Source organism: Streptomyces sp. NPDC005181 (assembly GCF_040608395.1).
Classification (GTDB): domain Bacteria; phylum Actinomycetota; class Actinomycetes; order Streptomycetales; family Streptomycetaceae; genus Streptomyces.
The window spans coordinates 1-16406 of sequence record NZ_JBEXID010000071.1 but is presented as its reverse complement, the minus strand read 5'-3'; the positions used below and the strand labels follow the sequence as shown (position 1 = coordinate 16406).

The window sequence follows — 16406 nt, the reverse complement described above, 5'->3', positions numbered from 1 at the left end:
AAAGGGACAGTATGTGACGTGATGTGATTTTCCGATATCACCCAATTGGAGCCGGGTGGCGGAACGTGGCGCTGGTTCGACGGGGAAAAGCTACCGTGCGGCGGCGCTCCAGGTGTGACGTACCGTCGGTCCTGGGCCCAGGATTCGCTCTGCATTCACCCGGCAGGGCGCCCGGGCCTGTCGCTGGGGCGATGAGGGATTGCCGGGGGCATAAACGGGAGGGCACGACGGATGCAGAATCGTTTCGCAAGCCACCGCTCGCGCACCGCTGCCGCCGTGCTGACGGTGCTTCCGGTCATCGCCGCGGCCGCACTGACCGGCTGTGACGCCGGGCAGGACGGGACGACGAAGGGGGCGGCCGCCGAGAAGCGCCGTCCCGCCGCTGCGCACGCCCCCGTCTGGGACCGCAGTCCCGAGTCGGTCGCCGCGGTCGGGGACTCCATCACACGGGGGTTCGATGCCTGTTCGGTGCTGGCCGACTGCCCCGAGGTGTCCTGGGCGACCGGCACGGACAGCGAGGTCCGCAGCCTCGCCGTGCGGCTGCTCGGCATCTCGCGCGCAGCCGCGCGCAGCTGGAACCACGCCGAGACGGGCGCCCGGATCGCCCAGTTGCCGGAGCAGATGGCGCTCGCGGCACAGCAGAAACCGGATCTGGTGACGGTGATGATCGGCGCCAATGACGCCTGCCGGGACTCGGCGGAGATGATGACGCCGGTGGCGGACTTCCGGGCGTCGTTCGAGGTGTCGATGCGTCAGCTGCGCAGCAGAGCGTCGAAGACGCAGGTGTACGTGTCGAGCGTGCCGGATCTCAAGCGCCTCTGGTCGACGGGGCGCGGCAACGCACTGGGCAAGCAGATCTGGAAGCTGGGGATCTGCCGGTCGATGCTGGGCGAGGCGGATGACATGAGTGCCGGGGCCGTGGCACGCCGCGCCTCGGTGCAGAAGCGGGTCGTGGCCTACAACAAGGTGCTGCGGGACGTGTGCGCGAAGGATCTGCGCTGCCGGTACGACGGCGGTGCGGTCTTCGGCTACCGGTTCACCGGCGAGCAGCTCAGCCCGTGGGACTGGTTCCATCCGGGGCGCAACGGACAGGCCCGGCTGGCGGAGATCGCGTACCGCAATGTCACGGCGCGGAAGCCCCCCGCGTAGCACAGCGACGTGGTCCAAGGTCCGTGATCATGGAAACGGGTTTGAGCACGGCGATACGCACGGAAGTCTTCGGCACCCTCGTGGACGGCACCGCCGTCCACCGCTGGACGCTGGAACGGGCCGGTACGCGGGTACGCGTCCTGACGTACGACGGCGTCGTGCGGTCGGTCGAGGTGCCCGGGCGGGACGGCGTACGGGCACCGGTGGCGCTCGGGCTCCCGGATCTCGCTGCGTACGAGAAATCCTCCGGTCCGTATTTCGGGGCGCTGGTCGGTCGGTACGCGAACCGGATCGCACGCGGCTCCTTCGTACTCGACGGGCGGACCCACCGGGTGACCCGGAACGAGGGGCGCAACCATGTGCACGGCGGGGCCCGTGGCTTCGACCGGCGTGTGTGGGAGGCGCGGGAGCTCACCGACGGTGTGGAGCTCTCCCTGGTCGCGGAGGACTGCGAAGAGGGCTTCCCGGGGCGCCTGGCGGTCTCGGCGGCGTACACGCTGGACGAGGACGGGGCGCTGCGCATCGCGTACCGGGCGACGACGGACGCGCCGACCGTGCTGAACCTGACCAATCACACGTACTGGAACCTGGCCGGCACCGGCAGCGGCAGCACGGCCGGGCACACCCTGCGGATCGCGGCTGGACGGATCACGCCGGCGGACGCCGAGTCGCTGCCGACGGGCGAGTTCCTGCCGGTGGACGGGACCCGGTTCGACTTCCGGGAGACGAGGACCGTCGGTGAGGGGTACGACCACAACTTCGTTCTGGACGCCGACGTCCACGGTCCCGTGGCCGAGCTGTGCGACCCCTTGTCGGGGCGTGTCCTGACCGTCACGACGACCGAGCCGGGGCTGCAGGTGTACACCGCCGACCACTTCGACGGGCGGCCGTACGGGCCCTGCGAGGGAATCGCGCTGGAGACGCAGCACTTCCCGGACTCGCCGAACCGGCCGGAGTTCCCGAGCACGGTGCTGCGGCCGGGCGAGGAGTACGCGTCGACGACGGTGTACGGGTTCTCGGTGCGCTGAGCGGGAGCGCGGCGGACGGCGGCAGGGGAGAGCCCCGGACGAGCCCGACGACCACCGCTGACGACCGCCCCGAGGGGCGAGACGGCCTTGAGACGGCCCTGGGGTGCGGTCCGCACGGCGCCGGAAGTGCACAGCGGCTGACCGGTGGCGGCCGGCGTCGCTCAGCGGGCGAGGCCCAGAGTGACGCCCAGCCCGACGAGTACCGAACCGATGCCGCGGTTGAGGACCTTCTGCCACCTCAGCATCGCGGTGCGCAGCTGCTCGTGCGAGAAGAACAGCGCGACCAGTGCGAACCAGCCGAGGTGGGCGGCGGACATGAAGAGCCCGTAGCCCGCCTGCTGCCACAGGCCGGTGTCCTCTCCGACGACCTGGGTGAAGGTCGACACGACGAAGAGTGTGGTCTTGGGGTTCAGCGCGTTGGTGAGGAAGCCGGTGCGCAGGGCCCCGAGCCGGGTCAGGCCCGGCTTCGACTCCAGATCGACGACGAGATCGTTGCGGGCGAAGAACGTCCGTACCCCGATATAGACGAGATACGCCGCACCGGCCAGCTTGATCGCGGTGAACAGGGCGGTCGAGGACGCGATCAGCAGCCCGACGCCGAGCATCGTGTACGTGACATGCACAAGGACGCCCGCGGCGACTCCGGTGGCCGCGAGGAGACCGGTCGTCCGGCCGTAGAGGTAGCTGTTGCGCACGACCATCGCGAAGTCGGCGCCCGGACTGATGACGGCGAGGACAGTGATGACGGCGACAGCGATGATCTCGGTCATGGCTCGGGGTCTCCTCGGTCCTCAGTCCTTGTTGAGGGTGTACGGGGAAGGGGCCGCGTCCTCGTCGTCGGCGGGCGGCGCCGTCAGGTCCCGCGCGAGCAGGGTGGCTCCGGCGACGGCGCCCGGCATCAGGAACACCGCGACGAACGGGACGAGAAAAGCGAGTCCCAGCGGTACGCCGAAGCCGAGGGTCAGCATGCGGCGGCCGCGCAGCAGGACGAGCCGGTCCGCCAGGATCAGGCCGCGGCGCTGGAGTGCCACCGCGGTGAGCTCCTCGGCAAGGAAGTAACCGGTGACACAGAAACCGATCGCGGGGACCACGGTCTGGCCGACGACCGGGATGAATCCGAGGGCGAAGAGCAGTACGGCGTAGAGCGAGACGCGCATCAGGATGCGGAGGCTGTCACGGGCGGAGATCCACAGTTCGCGCCAGAGCGGCAGCCCTGACTCGGGGACGTCGCCGCCCTCCGAACGGTCCACCTGCTCGGAGAGCGACTCGTAGAACGGCTGCCCGACCAGCAGTGTCACGGCGGTGAAGGTGATCACGGCGAGGAACAGCCCGAGGGCGAAGACCAGCACGGTGAGTGTGACCCGGAGCAGGCCGAGCCAGGGCGAGGACCAGTCGTCGGCGAACGGGGTCGCCCAGGCCACGAAGTCGTCGGCGCCGTAGCCGAGGCCGACGAGCGCTGCCGCGTACACAACGAGCGTGATGAGGCCGGGGATCAGGCCGAAGCCGAACCAGCGTCCGTGCCGGCCGACCCAGCGCTGCCCCTTGATCAGATAGCTGAAACCCACCCCTAGATCGCGCATGGCGTCAGCGTAACGGGGGCGGTAGGGGGCGTGTTGACCGGGGAGTTGGGGGCCGGTTGCGACTCCCCCGGACGGTGTGTCCTCGGTAGCCGGGCAGGCTCGATACACCGTCCGGTATGCCGAACGCGATGGAGGGCGGTACGCAGTCGAGGGCCGCACCCCGGCGGGCTACGGCCCTCAACTGCGCACGGGCAGTGCGGCGATCAGACGACCGACAGCTCGACCTTGATGTTGCCGCGCGTGGCGTTCGAGTACGGGCACACCTGGTGGGCCTTCTCGATGAGCGACTGCGCGGTGGCGGTGTCGACGTTCGGGATGGTGGCGGAGATCGCGACCTCCAGACCGAAGCCGCCCTCGGCAGTCTTGCCGATGGAGACCGCGGCGGTCACGGTGGAGCCGGAGCTATCGGCCTTCTCCTGACGGGCCACCACACCGAGGGCGCCCTGGAAGCACGCGCTGTAGCCGGCCGCGAAGAGCTGCTCCGGGTTGGTGCCCGCACCGCTGCCGCCCAGCTCCTTCGGCGGGTTGACGACGACGTCGAGCCGGCCGTCGTCGGAGGAGACGCGGCCGTCACGGCCGTTCTCCGCGGTGGCGACAGCGGTGTACGCGACGGTTATGTCCTGAACAGTCATGCTGCGGATTCCTCTGCTGTAGCGCCGCGACTCGCGCCCACGATCGCGACGGACTGTGAATCAGACTAGCGGGTGGCCGTGAACGACTGTCAGCCGAGCGAAACGATCATCTTTCCGGTGTTCTCGCCGCGCATCAGGCCGAGGAACGCCTCGAAGCCGTTCTCGATGCCCTCGACGCGGGTCTCGCGGTACTTCAGCTCACCGGAGGCCAGCCAGCCGGCGACCTCCTGGACGAACTGCGGCTGTAGCGCGGCGTGATCGCCGACGAGCATGCCCTGCAGACGCAGCCGCTTGCCGATGACGAGCGCGAGGTTGCGCGGGCCGGGGGTCGGCTCGGTCGCGTTGTACTGGGCGATCATTCCGCAGATGGTGGCGCGGCCGTGCACATTGAGCGAGGAGATCGCCGCTTCGAGGTGCTCGCCGCCGACGTTGTCGAAGTAGACGTCGATGCCGTCGGGGGCAGCCTGGCGCAGCTGCTCAGCGACCGGGCCGTTCTTGTAGTTGAAGGCGGCGTCGAAGCCGTACTCCTCGACGAGGAGCTTGACCTTCTCGTCGGATCCGGCCGAGCCGATGACTCGCGAGGCGCCCTTGAGCTTCGCCAACTGACCGACCTGGCTGCCGACGGCACCGGCGGCGCCGGAGACGAAGACGGCGTCACCCTCCTTGAAGGACGCGACCTCGAAGAGGCCCGCGTAGGCGGTGAGACCGGTCATGCCGAGCACGCCGAGGTAGGCGGAGAGCGGGGCCAGGTCCTGGTCGACCTTCACGGCATGCTGGGCCGGGACGTCGGCGTACTCGCGCCAGCCCAGACCGTGCAGGACGTGATCGCCGACCGCGATCCCGTCGGCGTTGGAGGCGATGACCTCGCCGACCGCGCCGCCGTCCATGGGGTGATCCAGCTTGAAGGGCGGGGTGTACGACTTCACGTCGTTCATCCGGCCCCGCATGTACGGGTCGACCGAGAAGTACAGGTTGCGGACGAGGACACGGCCCTCGGCGGGAGCGGTGACCGGGGCCTCACGCAGCGCGAAATCCTCGGCCTTCGGCCAGCCGTGGGGGCGGGCGACAAGGTGCCATTCACGGCTCGACGTGGGAAGTGCTGCAGACATGGGCTCGGGTTCTCCTCGATGTCCTACGAGTGGGGGAAGCGGGTCCGCCGGGTCCCGCCGGGTTCGGCCCGCCGGGTCCCCGTCAGAAAAGCTTCATGACGTGAAACAACCATGCTCCTAAATATTTCATGTTGTCAAGTAACCGGGTATCGTGGGTGTCATGGCCACCACGCGAACAGACCCTCTGACCCTCGAAGTCGTCGAGCTCATCGGCACGGTCGTGGCGCGCTACTACGAGGAGTACGACCAGGCCGCGGCCGCGCACTCGCTCACCGGCGCGCAGGCCCGGGTCCTCGGACTGCTCTCCCTGGAGCCGACACCGATGCGCAAGATCGCCCAGAAGTTGAAGTGCGAGCCGTCGAACGTGACGGGGATAGTCGACCGGCTGGAGGCACGGAGCCTGGTGGAGCGTCGGCCCGACCCGGCCGACCGTCGGGTGAAGCTGGCCGCCACGACGGAGAAGGGCGCCCGGACCGCGCTCCAGCTCCGCGAGTCACTCGGCTTCGCACGCGAGCCGCTCGCCGAGCTGTCGCACGCGGAGCGTGCGGTGCTGCGGGATCTGCTGCGACGGATGCTGGGTGTGGACGCGGAGTCCTAGAGCTGCGGGCCTAGAAGCAGAAAATGAGCCAGCACGATTCCGTCTTGGTCGGGCTGGGCGTGGGCGGCGCCGGGTTCGGGGGCTGTGACGGGTTGCCGGTCGGGGTGCCCGACGGGTTGCGAGGCGTTCCGGAAGAACTCGGTCCGGCCGACGGATCCGTGGAGGCGCCGTCGGAGGGTGTGCCGGTGGCCGCGGGCGGGGCGGAGCCCGCACCTCCGGGGGCACCGCCGCCGGTGCCGGTCGAGGTGCCCGGACGGCCGGTGCCGGAGGTGTGCGCACTGGTGGCGGGGGCGGCGGAGGTGCCGTCCACCGGTCCGGGGCGGTCGATGTCGTGGCTCGACGAGGGTTCCGGCACCGGCGCGGTCGTGACGTCGGTGGCCTCGCGCACGTAGTCCGAGGCGCCGTCGTCACCCTTCGGTTCGATGGCCAGCTCGGCAAGGCTCAGCGCCCCGGCGGCGAGCACGACACCGAGGAAGGCGAGCAGGGCGGTACGGCCGCGACGGCGGTGCGCACGACGGCCACGCCCTCCCCGGCCGCCACGTTGCCCCCTGGCACCGCGTTCTTCCCGGGCGCCACGCTCGTCCCAGCCGCGGGGTTCTTCCCAGCCGCGGGGTTCTTCCCAGCCGCCATGCTCGTCCCAGCCACCCCGCTCGTCACTGGCGACAAGCTCGTCCCCGGCGGCACGCTCGTCCATGCCGCCTCGCTCGTCCTGGCCCGCCCGACGCGAACCACCAGACGCGCGCGCTTTCGCGGACCCGCGCCTTCTCCCGGACCCGCGCGCACCACGCCCGCCCCGGGCAGGCTCGGCGGCGCCCAGGGCAGGCTCGGCGGCGCCGCGGGACCGGCGGCGGCGTCCGCCCGGCGCTGACGGCAGGGTCTTCTCACGCTCCGCGTCCGGTTCGTGGCCGGAGAGGGCGGGCGTGGCGTAGTGGCTCAGCGCCTCGACGGGGGTTCCGCACCCGGCACAGGCGAGGGCGCCGTTGAGATGCCGCTGACACGGTCGGCAGTAATCCATGGCGCCCGCAGATTAAGTGCCGATAGGACAACAGAGATAGCCGCTCAGGTGAGGATCCTGTGTGGAAACGTTTATTCCATGACTGCCGCCCCTTTTGGTCCACTCGAATTCCAGCTCGTCCTGCTCCGCCGGATGGCCGACCACCAGCCCGGCCTCGTCGAGGACGCCCGGCACGCACTCAGCGCCTCGCTCGCCGAGATGCGAGAGGCCAACCGCCGCTGGCAGGCGATGGTGCGGGCGCCCCGCGGGCGCGGCTCGCTGCGCCGCTACCGCTCGGTGCTGGGCGAACCCGAGTCCTCCGTGCACCGCCGGATCGGCGACCTGGAGTGCGACGCCCTGCTCTGGCCGGTGCCTCTCTGGCCGCAGCTGCGGTTCGAGGTGATGGTCGCACCGGGCGGGGCCGTATGGAACGAGTGGCTGGTCAGAGCCCCCGGGACGGTCGGCCCCGAGCTTCGCACGATCGACGATCTGCATCCCTGGTCGTGCACCGTCGACGAGGTCGCCCGGGCCTTCCCGCCGGCCCGCCCGATGGAGGGCAGCGCTCCGACCCGGTGGGCCCTCGCGATCACCGACCCCGGGACGGGCGCGCCGCACGTCGCCGAGTTCACCTGGGGGCTGTTCCAGCGACTGCTCCAGGGCTCACCCCAGCCCTGACCTGGTACTCCGTCAGCTCGGCACCCCCTAACGGCCCATCCCAGCGGGCGGCGGGCCCGCGCGCGCCGCACGATGCGAAGAGAGCCGGCCGCCGCCGGCACCCCCCATCAGCGCTCCCGGGAGAACCTGCCGTGACCGTCAGTCTTGAGCAGTTGCGCCGCTGCCACGTCGCCGTCGACCTCGGGGCCGCCCGGACGCGCGTGTACGTCAAGGGGCTCGGGCTCGTCGTCGACGAGCCGAGTGCCGCCGCCATCAACACCCGCACCGGCTCGCTCATCGCCGTCGGTGAGCTCGCGGAGCAGATGACGGGCCGCACCCCCGACTACATCCGGGTGGCCCGCCCGGTCTCCGGCGGGACCGTCGTCGACATCGAAATGGCCCAGCGCATGCTCCGCCATCTGCTCGGCGAGAAGCTCCGCCGTCAGCTGCGTCGCAAGCCGCGGCTGCGCGCCGCCGCCTGCACCCCGCACGACAGCGATCCGCTCGCCCAGCGCGCCGCCGTCGAGACCCTGGTCGGGCTCGGCGCCCGGCGGGTCGAGCTGGTCGACACCCTGCTCGCCGCGGCGGTCGGCTGCGATCTCCCGGTCGAGCAGCCGCTCGGGAGCATGATCATGGTGTGCGGGGCGGCGACCACGCAGATCGCGGTGCTCTCGCTCGGTTCGATCGTGACCGCCGTACGGATCCCGATCGGCGGCGACGCCATCGACCACGCAGTGATCCAGCATCTGCGCCAGCAGCACGAGTTGATGCTGCCGAGCCAGTCCGTACGCCCGTTGCAGCTGGCGCTCAGCGGCAACGGCCTGACCCCGCACGGGCCCGCCATGACCGAGATCCACGGCCGTGACGTCGTGACCGGCCTGGCCCGCTCGGTGCAGGTCGACACCGCCGCCGTGCGGCGCGCCATCCACACCCCGCTGACCGCGGTCCTCGACGGTCTCGGCAAGGTGCTGCGCGACTGCCCGCCCGATCTGGTGGCCGACCTCGCGGACTCCGGGATCATGATGGTCGGCGGCAGCGCGCTGCTGCCCGGGCTCGACCAGATGCTGCGCGATGCGACGGGCATGCCGGTGCAGATCGCGGAGCGCCCCGATGTCTGCGCCGTCCTGGGGCTCGGCGCCATGCTGGACGGCAAGGTCGAGCCGATGATCCTCAACCCGCTGGCCGCCTGACGACCGTGGGGGCGGCGGATGACCTTCGAGAGCGAGGGCCGGGGTGCGGCGGGCGGGCCCCCGAGCAGCAGCCCCCGCAAGCTGCCGATGCTCCTGGAAGCGGTGCTCAGCGTCGGCACCGATCTCGAACTGCGGGCCACCCTCCAGCAGATCGTGGACACCGCCACCGCGCTCACCGAGGCCCGGTACGGCGCGCTCGGTGTCCTCGACCCCCACCGCGGCGCCATCACCGAACTGTTCACCTCCGGCCTGACAGACGCCGCACGGCAGCGCATCGGCAGACTCCCGGACGGGCACTCGGGACTGCTCGGCGTGCTCGTCAGGGAGCCGGAACCGCTGCGCTCCGACGACCTGACCGCCGACCCGCGCTCCAGCGGCGTTCCGCCCGGCCATCCACGGATGCGGTCCTTCCTCGGGGCGCCCATCCGGGTGCACAGCGAGGTCTTCGGCAATCTCTATCTCACCGAGAAGCGCACCGGGCACTTCACCGATACGGACATGGCGCTGCTGCGGGTCCTCGCCTCGCAGGCCGGGATCGCGATCGGCAATGCCCGGCTGTACGAGACGGTCTGCCAGCGGGAGCGCTGGATCGAGGGCGCGGCGGCCGTCACCACTGCACTGCTGAGCGGCACGAACGCGACGGACGCGCTGATGACCGTCGCCGAGCAGGCCCGCATTCTCGCCGATGCCGCGGCCGGGGTGATCCTCCAGCCGACCGGGGACGGCGGGATGGAGATCGTCACCGCGTCCACGCTCGACGACCCGGCCGGCATCGTCGGCACCGTCATCGAGCCGGGCTCCCCCGTGCTGGTGCAGCTGCTGGGCGGTGAGCCGGTCTTCGTCGACGATTCGGCGACCGATCCGCGGATGACGACGCATGTGCGGTCCCGGTTCGGTCCCAGCATGATGCTGCCGTTGCAGAGCGGAGGCAGGCTCATCGGCACCCTCGCTCTGCCCCGGCGGCGCGGCGGCCGCCCGTACACGGCGGTGGACCGGTTGCTGGCCTCCCAGTTCGCCTCGCAGGCCGCGCTTGCCCTGGTGATGGCGGACGCCCAGCACAACAGGGAACAGCTCGCGGTGTACGAGGACCGTGACCGGATCGCCCGTGATCTGCACGATCTCGTCGTCCAGCGGCTCTTCGCGACCGAGATGATGCTGGAGTCGACCCGCCGCCGGGCACCCGCCCCGGAGACGGACGAGCTGCTCACCCGGGCCGTCGACGAACTGGACTCCACCATTCAGGAGGTACGGACCGCGATCTTCGCCCTCCAGCAGCCGCCCGCCGAGGCACCCGCCACCTTCCGGGGCCGGGTGCTCCGGGAAACCGGGGGCGCGGCCTCCGTTCTCGGCTTCCAGCCGTCCGTGCAGTTCACCGGGGCGGTGGACTCGCTCGTGCGGCAGCCCGCAGACCAGCAGCTCCTCGCGGCACTGCGCGGCGCCCTCGCAGCTGCGCACCGGCGGACTGGGGTGTCGGCCATCGAGGTGGAGGTGGACGCGACGGCGCGGCTGCCCGACGGGCGGGCCGCGGTCCGGCTGTCGGTCGCCGACGACGGGCAGGGCGACGACGACGCGCGCTCCACGACGTTCACCTGGCGGGCGCCGCTCTGAGCGCGACCCGGGTGCTGGAGTGGGCGACGCCCGCTTCCCGTTTGAGCCTGCGCAGCAGTCCGTCCAGGGCGGCGGTGTCGGCGACCGTGGCCCGTACGAGATAGTCGTGCCCGCCCGTCACGTGCACCACTTCGGTGATGCCGGGCAGCGCCAGCACCGCCCGTTCGAACACCTCGTTGGTCGTGTCGATACGCAGCGTCACATCGATGAAGACGACCAGACCCGTTCGGGTGTCGGCGGCCGGGTCGATGATCACGGTGAAGCCGCGGATGACGCCGTCGCGACGCAGCCGGCGCACCCGGTCGGCGGCGGCGTTGGCGCTGAGGCCGACCCGTACCCCCAGATCGCGGTACGAGATCCGCGCGTCCTCCTGGAGGACGCTGAGGATTTCCCTGTCCAGACGGTCCATACCGCGATTGTCGCAGCTTGTGCCGAATTATGACTGCGGAGACCGCTTCGGCCCGGTGGGCGGCCCCGTGCCCTGCATGGCGTAGGCCAACGGGCCCACCGGCATCGCCGGGCCTTGACTTGGAGGGTGGAACCAGCCGCCAAGCAGTCCCCCGCTCCGGCAGGCCGGCCGTCCGCCGCCGCATACCGCAACCTCGTGGTGGCCACGATCGGCTTCGGGCTCACGTTCTGGGCCTGGAACCTGATCGCGCCGCTGTCCGGGGACTACAAGGAGCGGCTCGGGCTGAGCTCGTTCGAGCAGTCGCTGCTGGTCGCCGTGCCGGTGCTGGTCGGTTCGCTGGGCCGGATCGCGGCGGGGGCGCTCACCGACAAGTACGGCGCCCGGCTGATGTTCCCGCTGGTCTCGGCGCTGACCATCGTCCCCGTACTGCTGCTGATCCCGGCGAGGAACTCCTTTGGGGCGATGCTCGCCGTGGGCTTCCTGCTGGGACTGGGGCGGCACGACGTTCGCCATCGGCATCCCGCTGGTCAACTCGTGGTTCCCGCCCTCCGATCGAGGGCTCGCACTGGGTGTGTTCGGCATGGGCATGGGCGGTGTCGCGCTCTCCGGTTATTTCACTCCGCGGATCGCCCAGCACGGTGACAACCTTCCGTCCCTCGTCGTCGCCGGTGCGCTGGTGGTGTACGCGGCACTGGCCGCGGTGCTGATCAGCGACCACCCGGACCGGAAGGTGCCGACCGACTCGCTCGGCCACCGGCTGGGCGCGGCCGGGCGGCTGCGGGTCACCTGGGAACTCTCCGCGCTGTACGCGATCGGCTTCGGCGGCATCGTGGCGTTCGGCGTCTATCTGCCGACCTACCTGAAGACCTGGTACGGCCTCTCGTCGACCGACGCCGGCACGAAAGCCGCCGGGTTCGCCCTGGTCACCGTCGTCTTCCGGCCGATCGGCGGCTGGCTCTCGGACCGTATCCACCCGGCGCTGGTCACCTCGGCGGCACTGGGGCTGGCCGCACTGACGGCGATCGTCCAGGCCTTCGACCCGAAGCTGGCGCCGGGCGGCACGATCGCACTGCTCTGCATGGCGGCCGGACTGGGCACGTCGAGCGGCAGCATCTTCGCGCTCGTCTCGCAGGTGACACCGCAGCCGAAGGTCGGCAGCGTCACCGGAATCGTCGGTGCGATGGGCGGACTCGGCGGCTTCGTACCGCCCTTGGTGATGGGCGCGATCTACAGCGCGAAGGGCTCGTACTCGATCGGCTTCATGCTGCTGTCCGATCTGGCGCTGGCCGGCTGTGTGTACGCGTACGGGCGGATGCGGAACATTCAGCGGGACCGGAGCAGGCCCGGGCCGGCAGCGCCGGCCGGGTAGGTCCGAATCCCGTCGTCCGCCCGAAGGTCGGGCGGGGCTCAGGACTCACTCGTCCAAGGGCAGCCCTTAGGGTCGGAGGGTGACTTCTCTTCTGCCTGCGCTGCATGACGGATCCGGCCCCGCGGCCGCCCGGGAAGCCGTCCGGTTCGGTGAACGCACCCTGACGTACGCACAGTTGGCCGCGGCCTCCGGCGCACTCGCCGCGCGGCTCCCGGGCGCGGGAAGGGTCGCCGTCTGGGCCACGCCGACCGCCGAGACGGTCGTCGCGGTGGTGGCGGCGCTGCGGGCCGGGGTGCCCGCCGTCCCCCTCAACCCGAAGACCGGCGCCCGCGAGCTGGCGCACATCGTGGCCGACAGCGCCCCGTCGGCTGTGCTGGCCCAGGCGGACGATGTGCTCCCGCCGGTCCTCGACGCACTGCACCGTACGGATGTCGACACGGCAGCGGCGGCGGCCGGCGACGCCGTCTTCCCCGAACCCGCCCCCGAGTCCCCCGCCCTGATCGTCTACACCTCCGGCACCACGGGCCCGCCCAAGGGTGCGATCCTGCCCCACCGCGCGATCGCCGCCTCGCTGGACGCGCTGGCGGACGCCTGGCAGTGGACCGGCGACGACGTCCTGGTGCACGCCCTGCCGCTGTTCCATGTGCACGGCCTGATCCTGGGCGTGCTCGGGCCGCTGCGCCGGGGCGGTTCGGTGCGGCATCTGGGGCGGTTCTCCACCGAGGGTGTGACCCGGGAGCTGTCGTCCGGCTCCACGATGCTGTTCGGCGTGCCGACGATGTACCACCGGCTGGCCGAGGCGCTCGGTACGGCGGCACCGGACGCGGCCGAGCTGGCAAAGGCGCTCGCCGGAGCCCGGCTGCTGGTGTCGGGGTCGGCCGCGCTTCCGGTCCATGACCACGAACGCATCGCGGCGGCGACCGGCCGCCGGGTCATCGAGCGCTACGGCATGACGGAGACCCTGATGAACACGGGCGTCCGGGCGGACGGCGAGCCTCGCCCCGGGACGGTCGGCGCACCGCTGCGGGGCGTCGAGCTCCGGCTCGTCGAGGAGGACGGCACCCCGCTCGACGATCCGACGGCCGAGGGAGCGGTGGGCGAGATCCAGGTGCGCGGCCCGAACCTCTTCGCCGGCTATCTGAACCGCCCCGACGCGACGGCGGCCGCCTTCGCCGAGGACGGCTGGTTCCGTACCGGAGACATGGCCGCCCTCGACCCCGACGGCTATGTACGGATCGTCGGCCGCAAGGCCACCGACCTGATCAAGAGCGGTGGCTACAAGATCGGCGCGGGCGAGATCGAGAACGCGCTGCTGGACCACCCGGGCGTCCGGGAGGCCGCCGTCACCGGGGAGCCGGACCCGGATCTGGGCGAGCGGATCGTGGCCTGGGTGGTGCCGGCCGACCCGGCCGCACCGCCCGCGGAGAGCGAGCTCGCGGACCATGTGGCGGCCCAGCTGGCCCCGCACAAGCGCCCCCGCACGGTCCGCTATCTGGAGGCGCTGCCCCGCAACGACATGGGCAAGATCATGAAGAGGTCGCTCGGCGCGTAGGCGCCTGTCGGCGCGGCAGGCGATCGCCGCGGTCACCGACGACTTCACCGAGTCCGACGCCGCGCCCGGCGCGAAGATGCGCGCAGTTCGGCGCGCGGGGTGCGGGATGACTGGTTTAGCGTGAAAAACCGGACCGGATCACCGAGTCAGGAGCGCAGAACCATGGCTGTGGAACCCGAGGGCACCCCGTGCTGGGCGGATGCGATGTTCTCCGATGTCGAGGGCGCGAAGAGCTTCTACGGTGACGTGCTGGGGTGGACGTTCGGCGAGGCGTCGTCGGAGTTCGGCTACTACACGCAGGCGTACGCGAACAGCAAGGCGGTGGCGGCCGTCGTACCCCCGATGCCCGGCCAGGAAGGCCAGTCGGCATGGTGTCTGTACCTCGCATCGCCGGACGCCGCCGCCACCGCCGTGAAGATCCGTGACCACGGCGGCGAGGTACTGATGGAGCCGATGCAGGTCGGCGACTTCGGCTCGATGGCGCTGGCTCGCGACCCGGGCGGGGTGACTTTCGGTGTGTGGCAGGCGGGGCGGCACGAAGGGTTCGAGGCCAGGGCCACACCTGGCGCGTACTGCTGGGCCGAGGTGTTCACCCGGGACCCTGCGAAGTCGGACGCCTTCTTCCCTGCCGTCTTCCCGTACCGCGTGAAGCAGATGCAGGACGACGCGATCGACTTCGCGCTCTACGACCTGGGCGCCGACCCGGTCCTGGGGCGGATGAAGATGACCGACGACTTCCCACCGGAGGTGCCGCCGTACCTCAATGTGTACTTCACCGTCGAGGACTGCGACGCGGCGGTAGCGAAGGCGACGGAGCGCGGGGCGATCCTCCGGTTCGGCCCGATGACCAGCCCGTTCGGCCGGTTCGCGGCGCTGAGCGACCCGCAGGGGGCGGCGTTCTCGGTGATCGACGTCAAGACGACCGGGGGCGAGATGCCGAATTTCTCCGACGCGACCGCCTGAGCGGCGGCGCAGTCCGGCCCACCGGAGAGAGCAGTGCTCTCGGTGTGCGGAACTCACCTGGCCCGGCGTCGCCCAGTGGCTCGCAGCCGTGAAGACCGCCGCCGAACGGTGAGCCCCGCCCCGCCGGCCTCGCGGCCCCGCGGCCCCGCCGCCACCGGTCACGGCTGCGGGTCCCGGGCGTCGTACCGGGCGAACCCTCGCCACTTCAGCGCGAGCAGCGACACCGCGACCACGCAGGCGATGCCGCCCCCGGTGGCCGCCACCGCCGGGGACGCCAGATCGGCGACCGATCCTGCCAGGAAGTCCCCGAGCCGCGGCCCACCGGCCACCACCACGATGAACACGCCCTGCAGCCGCCCTCGCATCTCGTCCGGCGCCGCCGCCTGGAGCATGGTGTTCCGGAAGACCATCGAGACGGTGTCCGCGCAACCGGCGAGCGCCAGCAGGAGCAGCCCGAGCCAGAGCTGACGGGTCAGCCCGAAGACGGCGATGGCGCTGCCCCAGCAGGTCACGGCGGCGATCACCGCAAGCCCGTGCCGCCTGATCCGGCTCAGCCAGCCGGAGAACACCCCACCCAGCAGCGCCCCCAGCGCCGGAGCCGCGACCAGCAGCCCGGTGGTCTTCGCGTCACCGCCGTACCAGACCACGGCGACGACCGGGAAGAGCGCCCGTGGGTGGGCGAGGACCATGGCGCACAGATCGGTGACGAAGGTCATCCGCAGGATGGGCCGCGCCGCCAGGAACCGCAGCCCGTCCGCCACGGACGCCCGCTTCTCGCTCCCCGCGTCGCCCGCGCGCTCGGGGAGCATCGAGGGCAGCCGCCACATCGCGTACAGCGAGGCGGTGAAGGTGACGGCATCGACGGTGTACGCGGCGCGGTACCCCCACCAGCCGACCATGAGTCCGCCGAGCATCGGTCCGACCAGCGCACCGGTGGTGCTGGTGATGGAGTTGAGAGCGTTGGCGGCGGGCAGCTGCTCGGCAGGCAGGAGGCGCGCGATCATCGAGCTGCGGGCCGGTGAGTTGACCGCGAAGCAGACCGCCTGCAGGGCGACGACCGCGTACAGCAGCCCCACCTGCTCGACCCCTGCGACGGTCGAGACGACCAGCGCGACGGCGAGCAGGAATGAACCGAAGGAGCCGGCCAGCCCCAGTTTGCGCCGGTCGACGGTGTCCGCGATGGCCCCGCCGTACAGCCCGAAGACGACCAGCGGCAGGAACGAACAGAACCCGATGAGCCCGACCGAGAAGGCGGACCCCGTGATGTCGTACACCTGGAGCGACACGGCGAGCGCCGTCATCCCCTGCCCGATCCAGGAGACCGTGTTCCCGAACCAGAGCCGCCGGTAGTCGGGCGAGGTCCGCAGCGGAGTCAGGTCGGCGAGTATGCGCGTGCGACGTACAGGTTCTTCGGTCGTTTCGGTCACAGCGGATGGTAACGACCGGTCCGGAGCCGGCTCCCCCTCGGGGCCGGGCGGCGGGGGCACCCCCGCCCGCCCCCCCGGGCCCCACAGCCCCCGCCGGACCCGCGGGGGGCCCAGGGGGGGGGGGGGGGGGACGGGGGCCGAGAT

At 71.3% G+C, this 16406-nt stretch carries 15 protein-coding genes and 1 pseudogene; 9 read left to right on the top strand and 7 right to left on the bottom strand.

What is annotated here, in order from left to right:
- The first annotated feature begins 231 nt into the window (after positions 1-231).
- Together ABZV38_RS30795 and ABZV38_RS30790 are read left to right on the top strand one after the other, a co-directional pair.
- Entirely contained in the window at positions 232-1149 is a 918-nt protein-coding gene (locus ABZV38_RS30795) for an SGNH/GDSL hydrolase family protein (protein WP_356331718.1), read from the top strand.
- Positions 1150-1178: 29 nt separating this feature from the next.
- Positions 1179-2177, top strand: coding sequence for an aldose epimerase family protein (locus tag ABZV38_RS30790; protein ID WP_356331717.1), 999 nt, complete (start codon positions 1179-1181; stop codon positions 2175-2177).
- Between the two features lie 161 nt (positions 2178-2338).
- On the opposite strand, the gene ABZV38_RS30785 is transcribed toward ABZV38_RS30790, so the two are convergent.
- From ABZV38_RS30785 to ABZV38_RS30770, 4 genes are all read right to left on the bottom strand, one after another.
- The gene (locus ABZV38_RS30785) at positions 2339-2947 is read right to left on the bottom strand and encodes a LysE family transporter (protein WP_356331716.1); all 609 of its coding nucleotides are present in this window, start codon (positions 2945-2947) and stop codon (positions 2339-2341) included.
- A 21-nt stretch (positions 2948-2968) separates the two neighbouring features.
- A complete protein-coding gene (locus ABZV38_RS30780) occupies positions 2969-3757 on the bottom strand; it encodes an EI24 domain-containing protein (RefSeq protein ID WP_356331715.1) in 789 nt (262 codons plus the stop codon).
- Between the two features lie 203 nt (positions 3758-3960).
- Positions 3961-4389 (bottom strand): organic hydroperoxide resistance protein, encoded by a 429-nt coding sequence (locus ABZV38_RS30775; RefSeq protein WP_356331714.1) that lies wholly within the window; start codon positions 4387-4389, stop codon positions 3961-3963.
- Between the two features lie 89 nt (positions 4390-4478).
- Entirely contained in the window at positions 4479-5498 is a 1020-nt protein-coding gene (locus ABZV38_RS30770) for an NADP-dependent oxidoreductase (RefSeq protein WP_356331713.1), read from the bottom strand.
- Positions 5499-5658: 160 nt separating this feature from the next.
- Between ABZV38_RS30770 and ABZV38_RS30765 the strand changes: the two genes are divergently transcribed.
- Entirely contained in the window at positions 5659-6096 is a 438-nt protein-coding gene (locus tag ABZV38_RS30765; RefSeq protein ID WP_356331712.1) for a MarR family transcriptional regulator, read from the top strand.
- Between the two features lie 10 nt (positions 6097-6106).
- Here the strand turns inward: ABZV38_RS30765 and ABZV38_RS30760 are convergent, their stop codons facing one another.
- Complete coding sequence (locus ABZV38_RS30760) at positions 6107-6790, bottom strand: hypothetical protein (RefSeq protein ID WP_356331711.1); 684 nt, start codon at positions 6788-6790, stop codon at positions 6107-6109.
- Between the two features lie 399 nt (positions 6791-7189).
- Here ABZV38_RS30760 and ABZV38_RS30755 point away from each other — a divergent pair, with 399 nt between their 5' ends.
- The 3 genes from ABZV38_RS30755 to ABZV38_RS30745 all read left to right on the top strand — a co-directional run bounded on the left by ABZV38_RS30755 (position 7190) and on the right by ABZV38_RS30745 (position 10542).
- Positions 7190-7765: a hypothetical protein gene (locus tag ABZV38_RS30755; RefSeq protein ID WP_356331710.1), complete on the top strand. Its 576-nt coding sequence runs from the start codon at positions 7190-7192 to the stop codon at positions 7763-7765.
- Positions 7766-7896: 131 nt separating this feature from the next.
- Entirely contained in the window at positions 7897-8934 is a 1038-nt protein-coding gene (locus tag ABZV38_RS30750; protein WP_356331709.1) for a rod shape-determining protein, read from the top strand.
- Between the two features lie 87 nt (positions 8935-9021).
- Entirely contained in the window at positions 9022-10542 is a 1521-nt protein-coding gene (locus ABZV38_RS30745; protein WP_356331736.1) for a GAF domain-containing protein, read from the top strand.
- Here ABZV38_RS30745 and ABZV38_RS30740 read toward each other — a convergent pair.
- Positions 10520-10951 carry an Lrp/AsnC family transcriptional regulator gene (locus ABZV38_RS30740; RefSeq protein ID WP_030925866.1) on the bottom strand — a complete coding sequence of 144 codons (432 nt, stop codon included), beginning with the start codon at positions 10949-10951 and terminating at the stop codon, positions 10520-10522. The genes ABZV38_RS30745 and ABZV38_RS30740 overlap by 23 nt on opposite strands.
- Before the next feature lie 126 nt (positions 10952-11077).
- Here ABZV38_RS30740 and ABZV38_RS30735 point away from each other — a divergent pair.
- The 3 genes and pseudogenes from ABZV38_RS30735 to ABZV38_RS30725 all read left to right on the top strand — a co-directional run bounded on the left by ABZV38_RS30735 (position 11078) and on the right by ABZV38_RS30725 (position 14835).
- A pseudogene (locus tag ABZV38_RS30735) lies at positions 11078-12320 on the top strand (MFS transporter).
- Between the two features lie 79 nt (positions 12321-12399).
- On the top strand, positions 12400-13872 hold the full coding sequence (locus tag ABZV38_RS30730; protein WP_356331708.1) for an acyl-CoA synthetase: 1473 nt from the start codon (positions 12400-12402) through the stop codon (positions 13870-13872).
- A gap of 162 nt (positions 13873-14034) precedes the next feature.
- Entirely contained in the window at positions 14035-14835 is an 801-nt protein-coding gene (locus ABZV38_RS30725; RefSeq protein ID WP_356331707.1) for a VOC family protein, read from the top strand.
- Between the two features lie 158 nt (positions 14836-14993).
- Here the strand turns inward: ABZV38_RS30725 and ABZV38_RS30720 are convergent, their stop codons facing one another.
- Positions 14994-16262, bottom strand: a complete 1269-nt coding sequence (locus tag ABZV38_RS30720) for an MFS transporter (protein WP_356331706.1) — start codon at positions 16260-16262, stop codon at positions 14994-14996.
- Positions 16263-16406 lie beyond the last annotated feature (144 nt).

Bases quoted from the DNA above. Each gene is read 5' to 3' on its own strand.
- ABZV38_RS30795 (WP_356331718.1), top strand. From the start codon at position 232: ATGCAGAATCGTTTCGCAAGCCACCGCTCGCGCACCGCTGCCGCCGTG.
- ABZV38_RS30790 (WP_356331717.1), top strand. From the start codon at position 1,179: ATGGAAACGGGTTTGAGCACGGCGATACGCACGGAAGTCTTCGGCACC.
- ABZV38_RS30785 (WP_356331716.1), bottom strand. From the start codon at position 2,947: ATGACCGAGATCATCGCTGTCGCCGTCATCACTGTCCTCGCCGTCATC.
- ABZV38_RS30780 (WP_356331715.1), bottom strand. From the start codon at position 3,757: ATGCGCGATCTAGGGGTGGGTTTCAGCTATCTGATCAAGGGGCAGCGC.
- ABZV38_RS30775 (WP_356331714.1), bottom strand. From the start codon at position 4,389: ATGACTGTTCAGGACATAACCGTCGCGTACACCGCTGTCGCCACCGCG.
- ABZV38_RS30770 (WP_356331713.1), bottom strand. From the start codon at position 5,498: ATGTCTGCAGCACTTCCCACGTCGAGCCGTGAATGGCACCTTGTCGCC.
- ABZV38_RS30765 (WP_356331712.1), top strand. From the start codon at position 5,659: ATGGCCACCACGCGAACAGACCCTCTGACCCTCGAAGTCGTCGAGCTC.
- ABZV38_RS30760 (WP_356331711.1), bottom strand. From the start codon at position 6,790: ATGGACGAGCGTGCCGCCGGGGACGAGCTTGTCGCCAGTGACGAGCGG.
- ABZV38_RS30755 (WP_356331710.1), top strand. From the start codon at position 7,190: ATGACTGCCGCCCCTTTTGGTCCACTCGAATTCCAGCTCGTCCTGCTC.
- ABZV38_RS30745 (WP_356331736.1), top strand. From the start codon at position 9,022: ATGCTCCTGGAAGCGGTGCTCAGCGTCGGCACCGATCTCGAACTGCGG.
- ABZV38_RS30740 (WP_030925866.1), bottom strand. From the start codon at position 10,951: ATGGACCGTCTGGACAGGGAAATCCTCAGCGTCCTCCAGGAGGACGCG.
- ABZV38_RS30725 (WP_356331707.1), top strand. From the start codon at position 14,035: ATGGCTGTGGAACCCGAGGGCACCCCGTGCTGGGCGGATGCGATGTTC.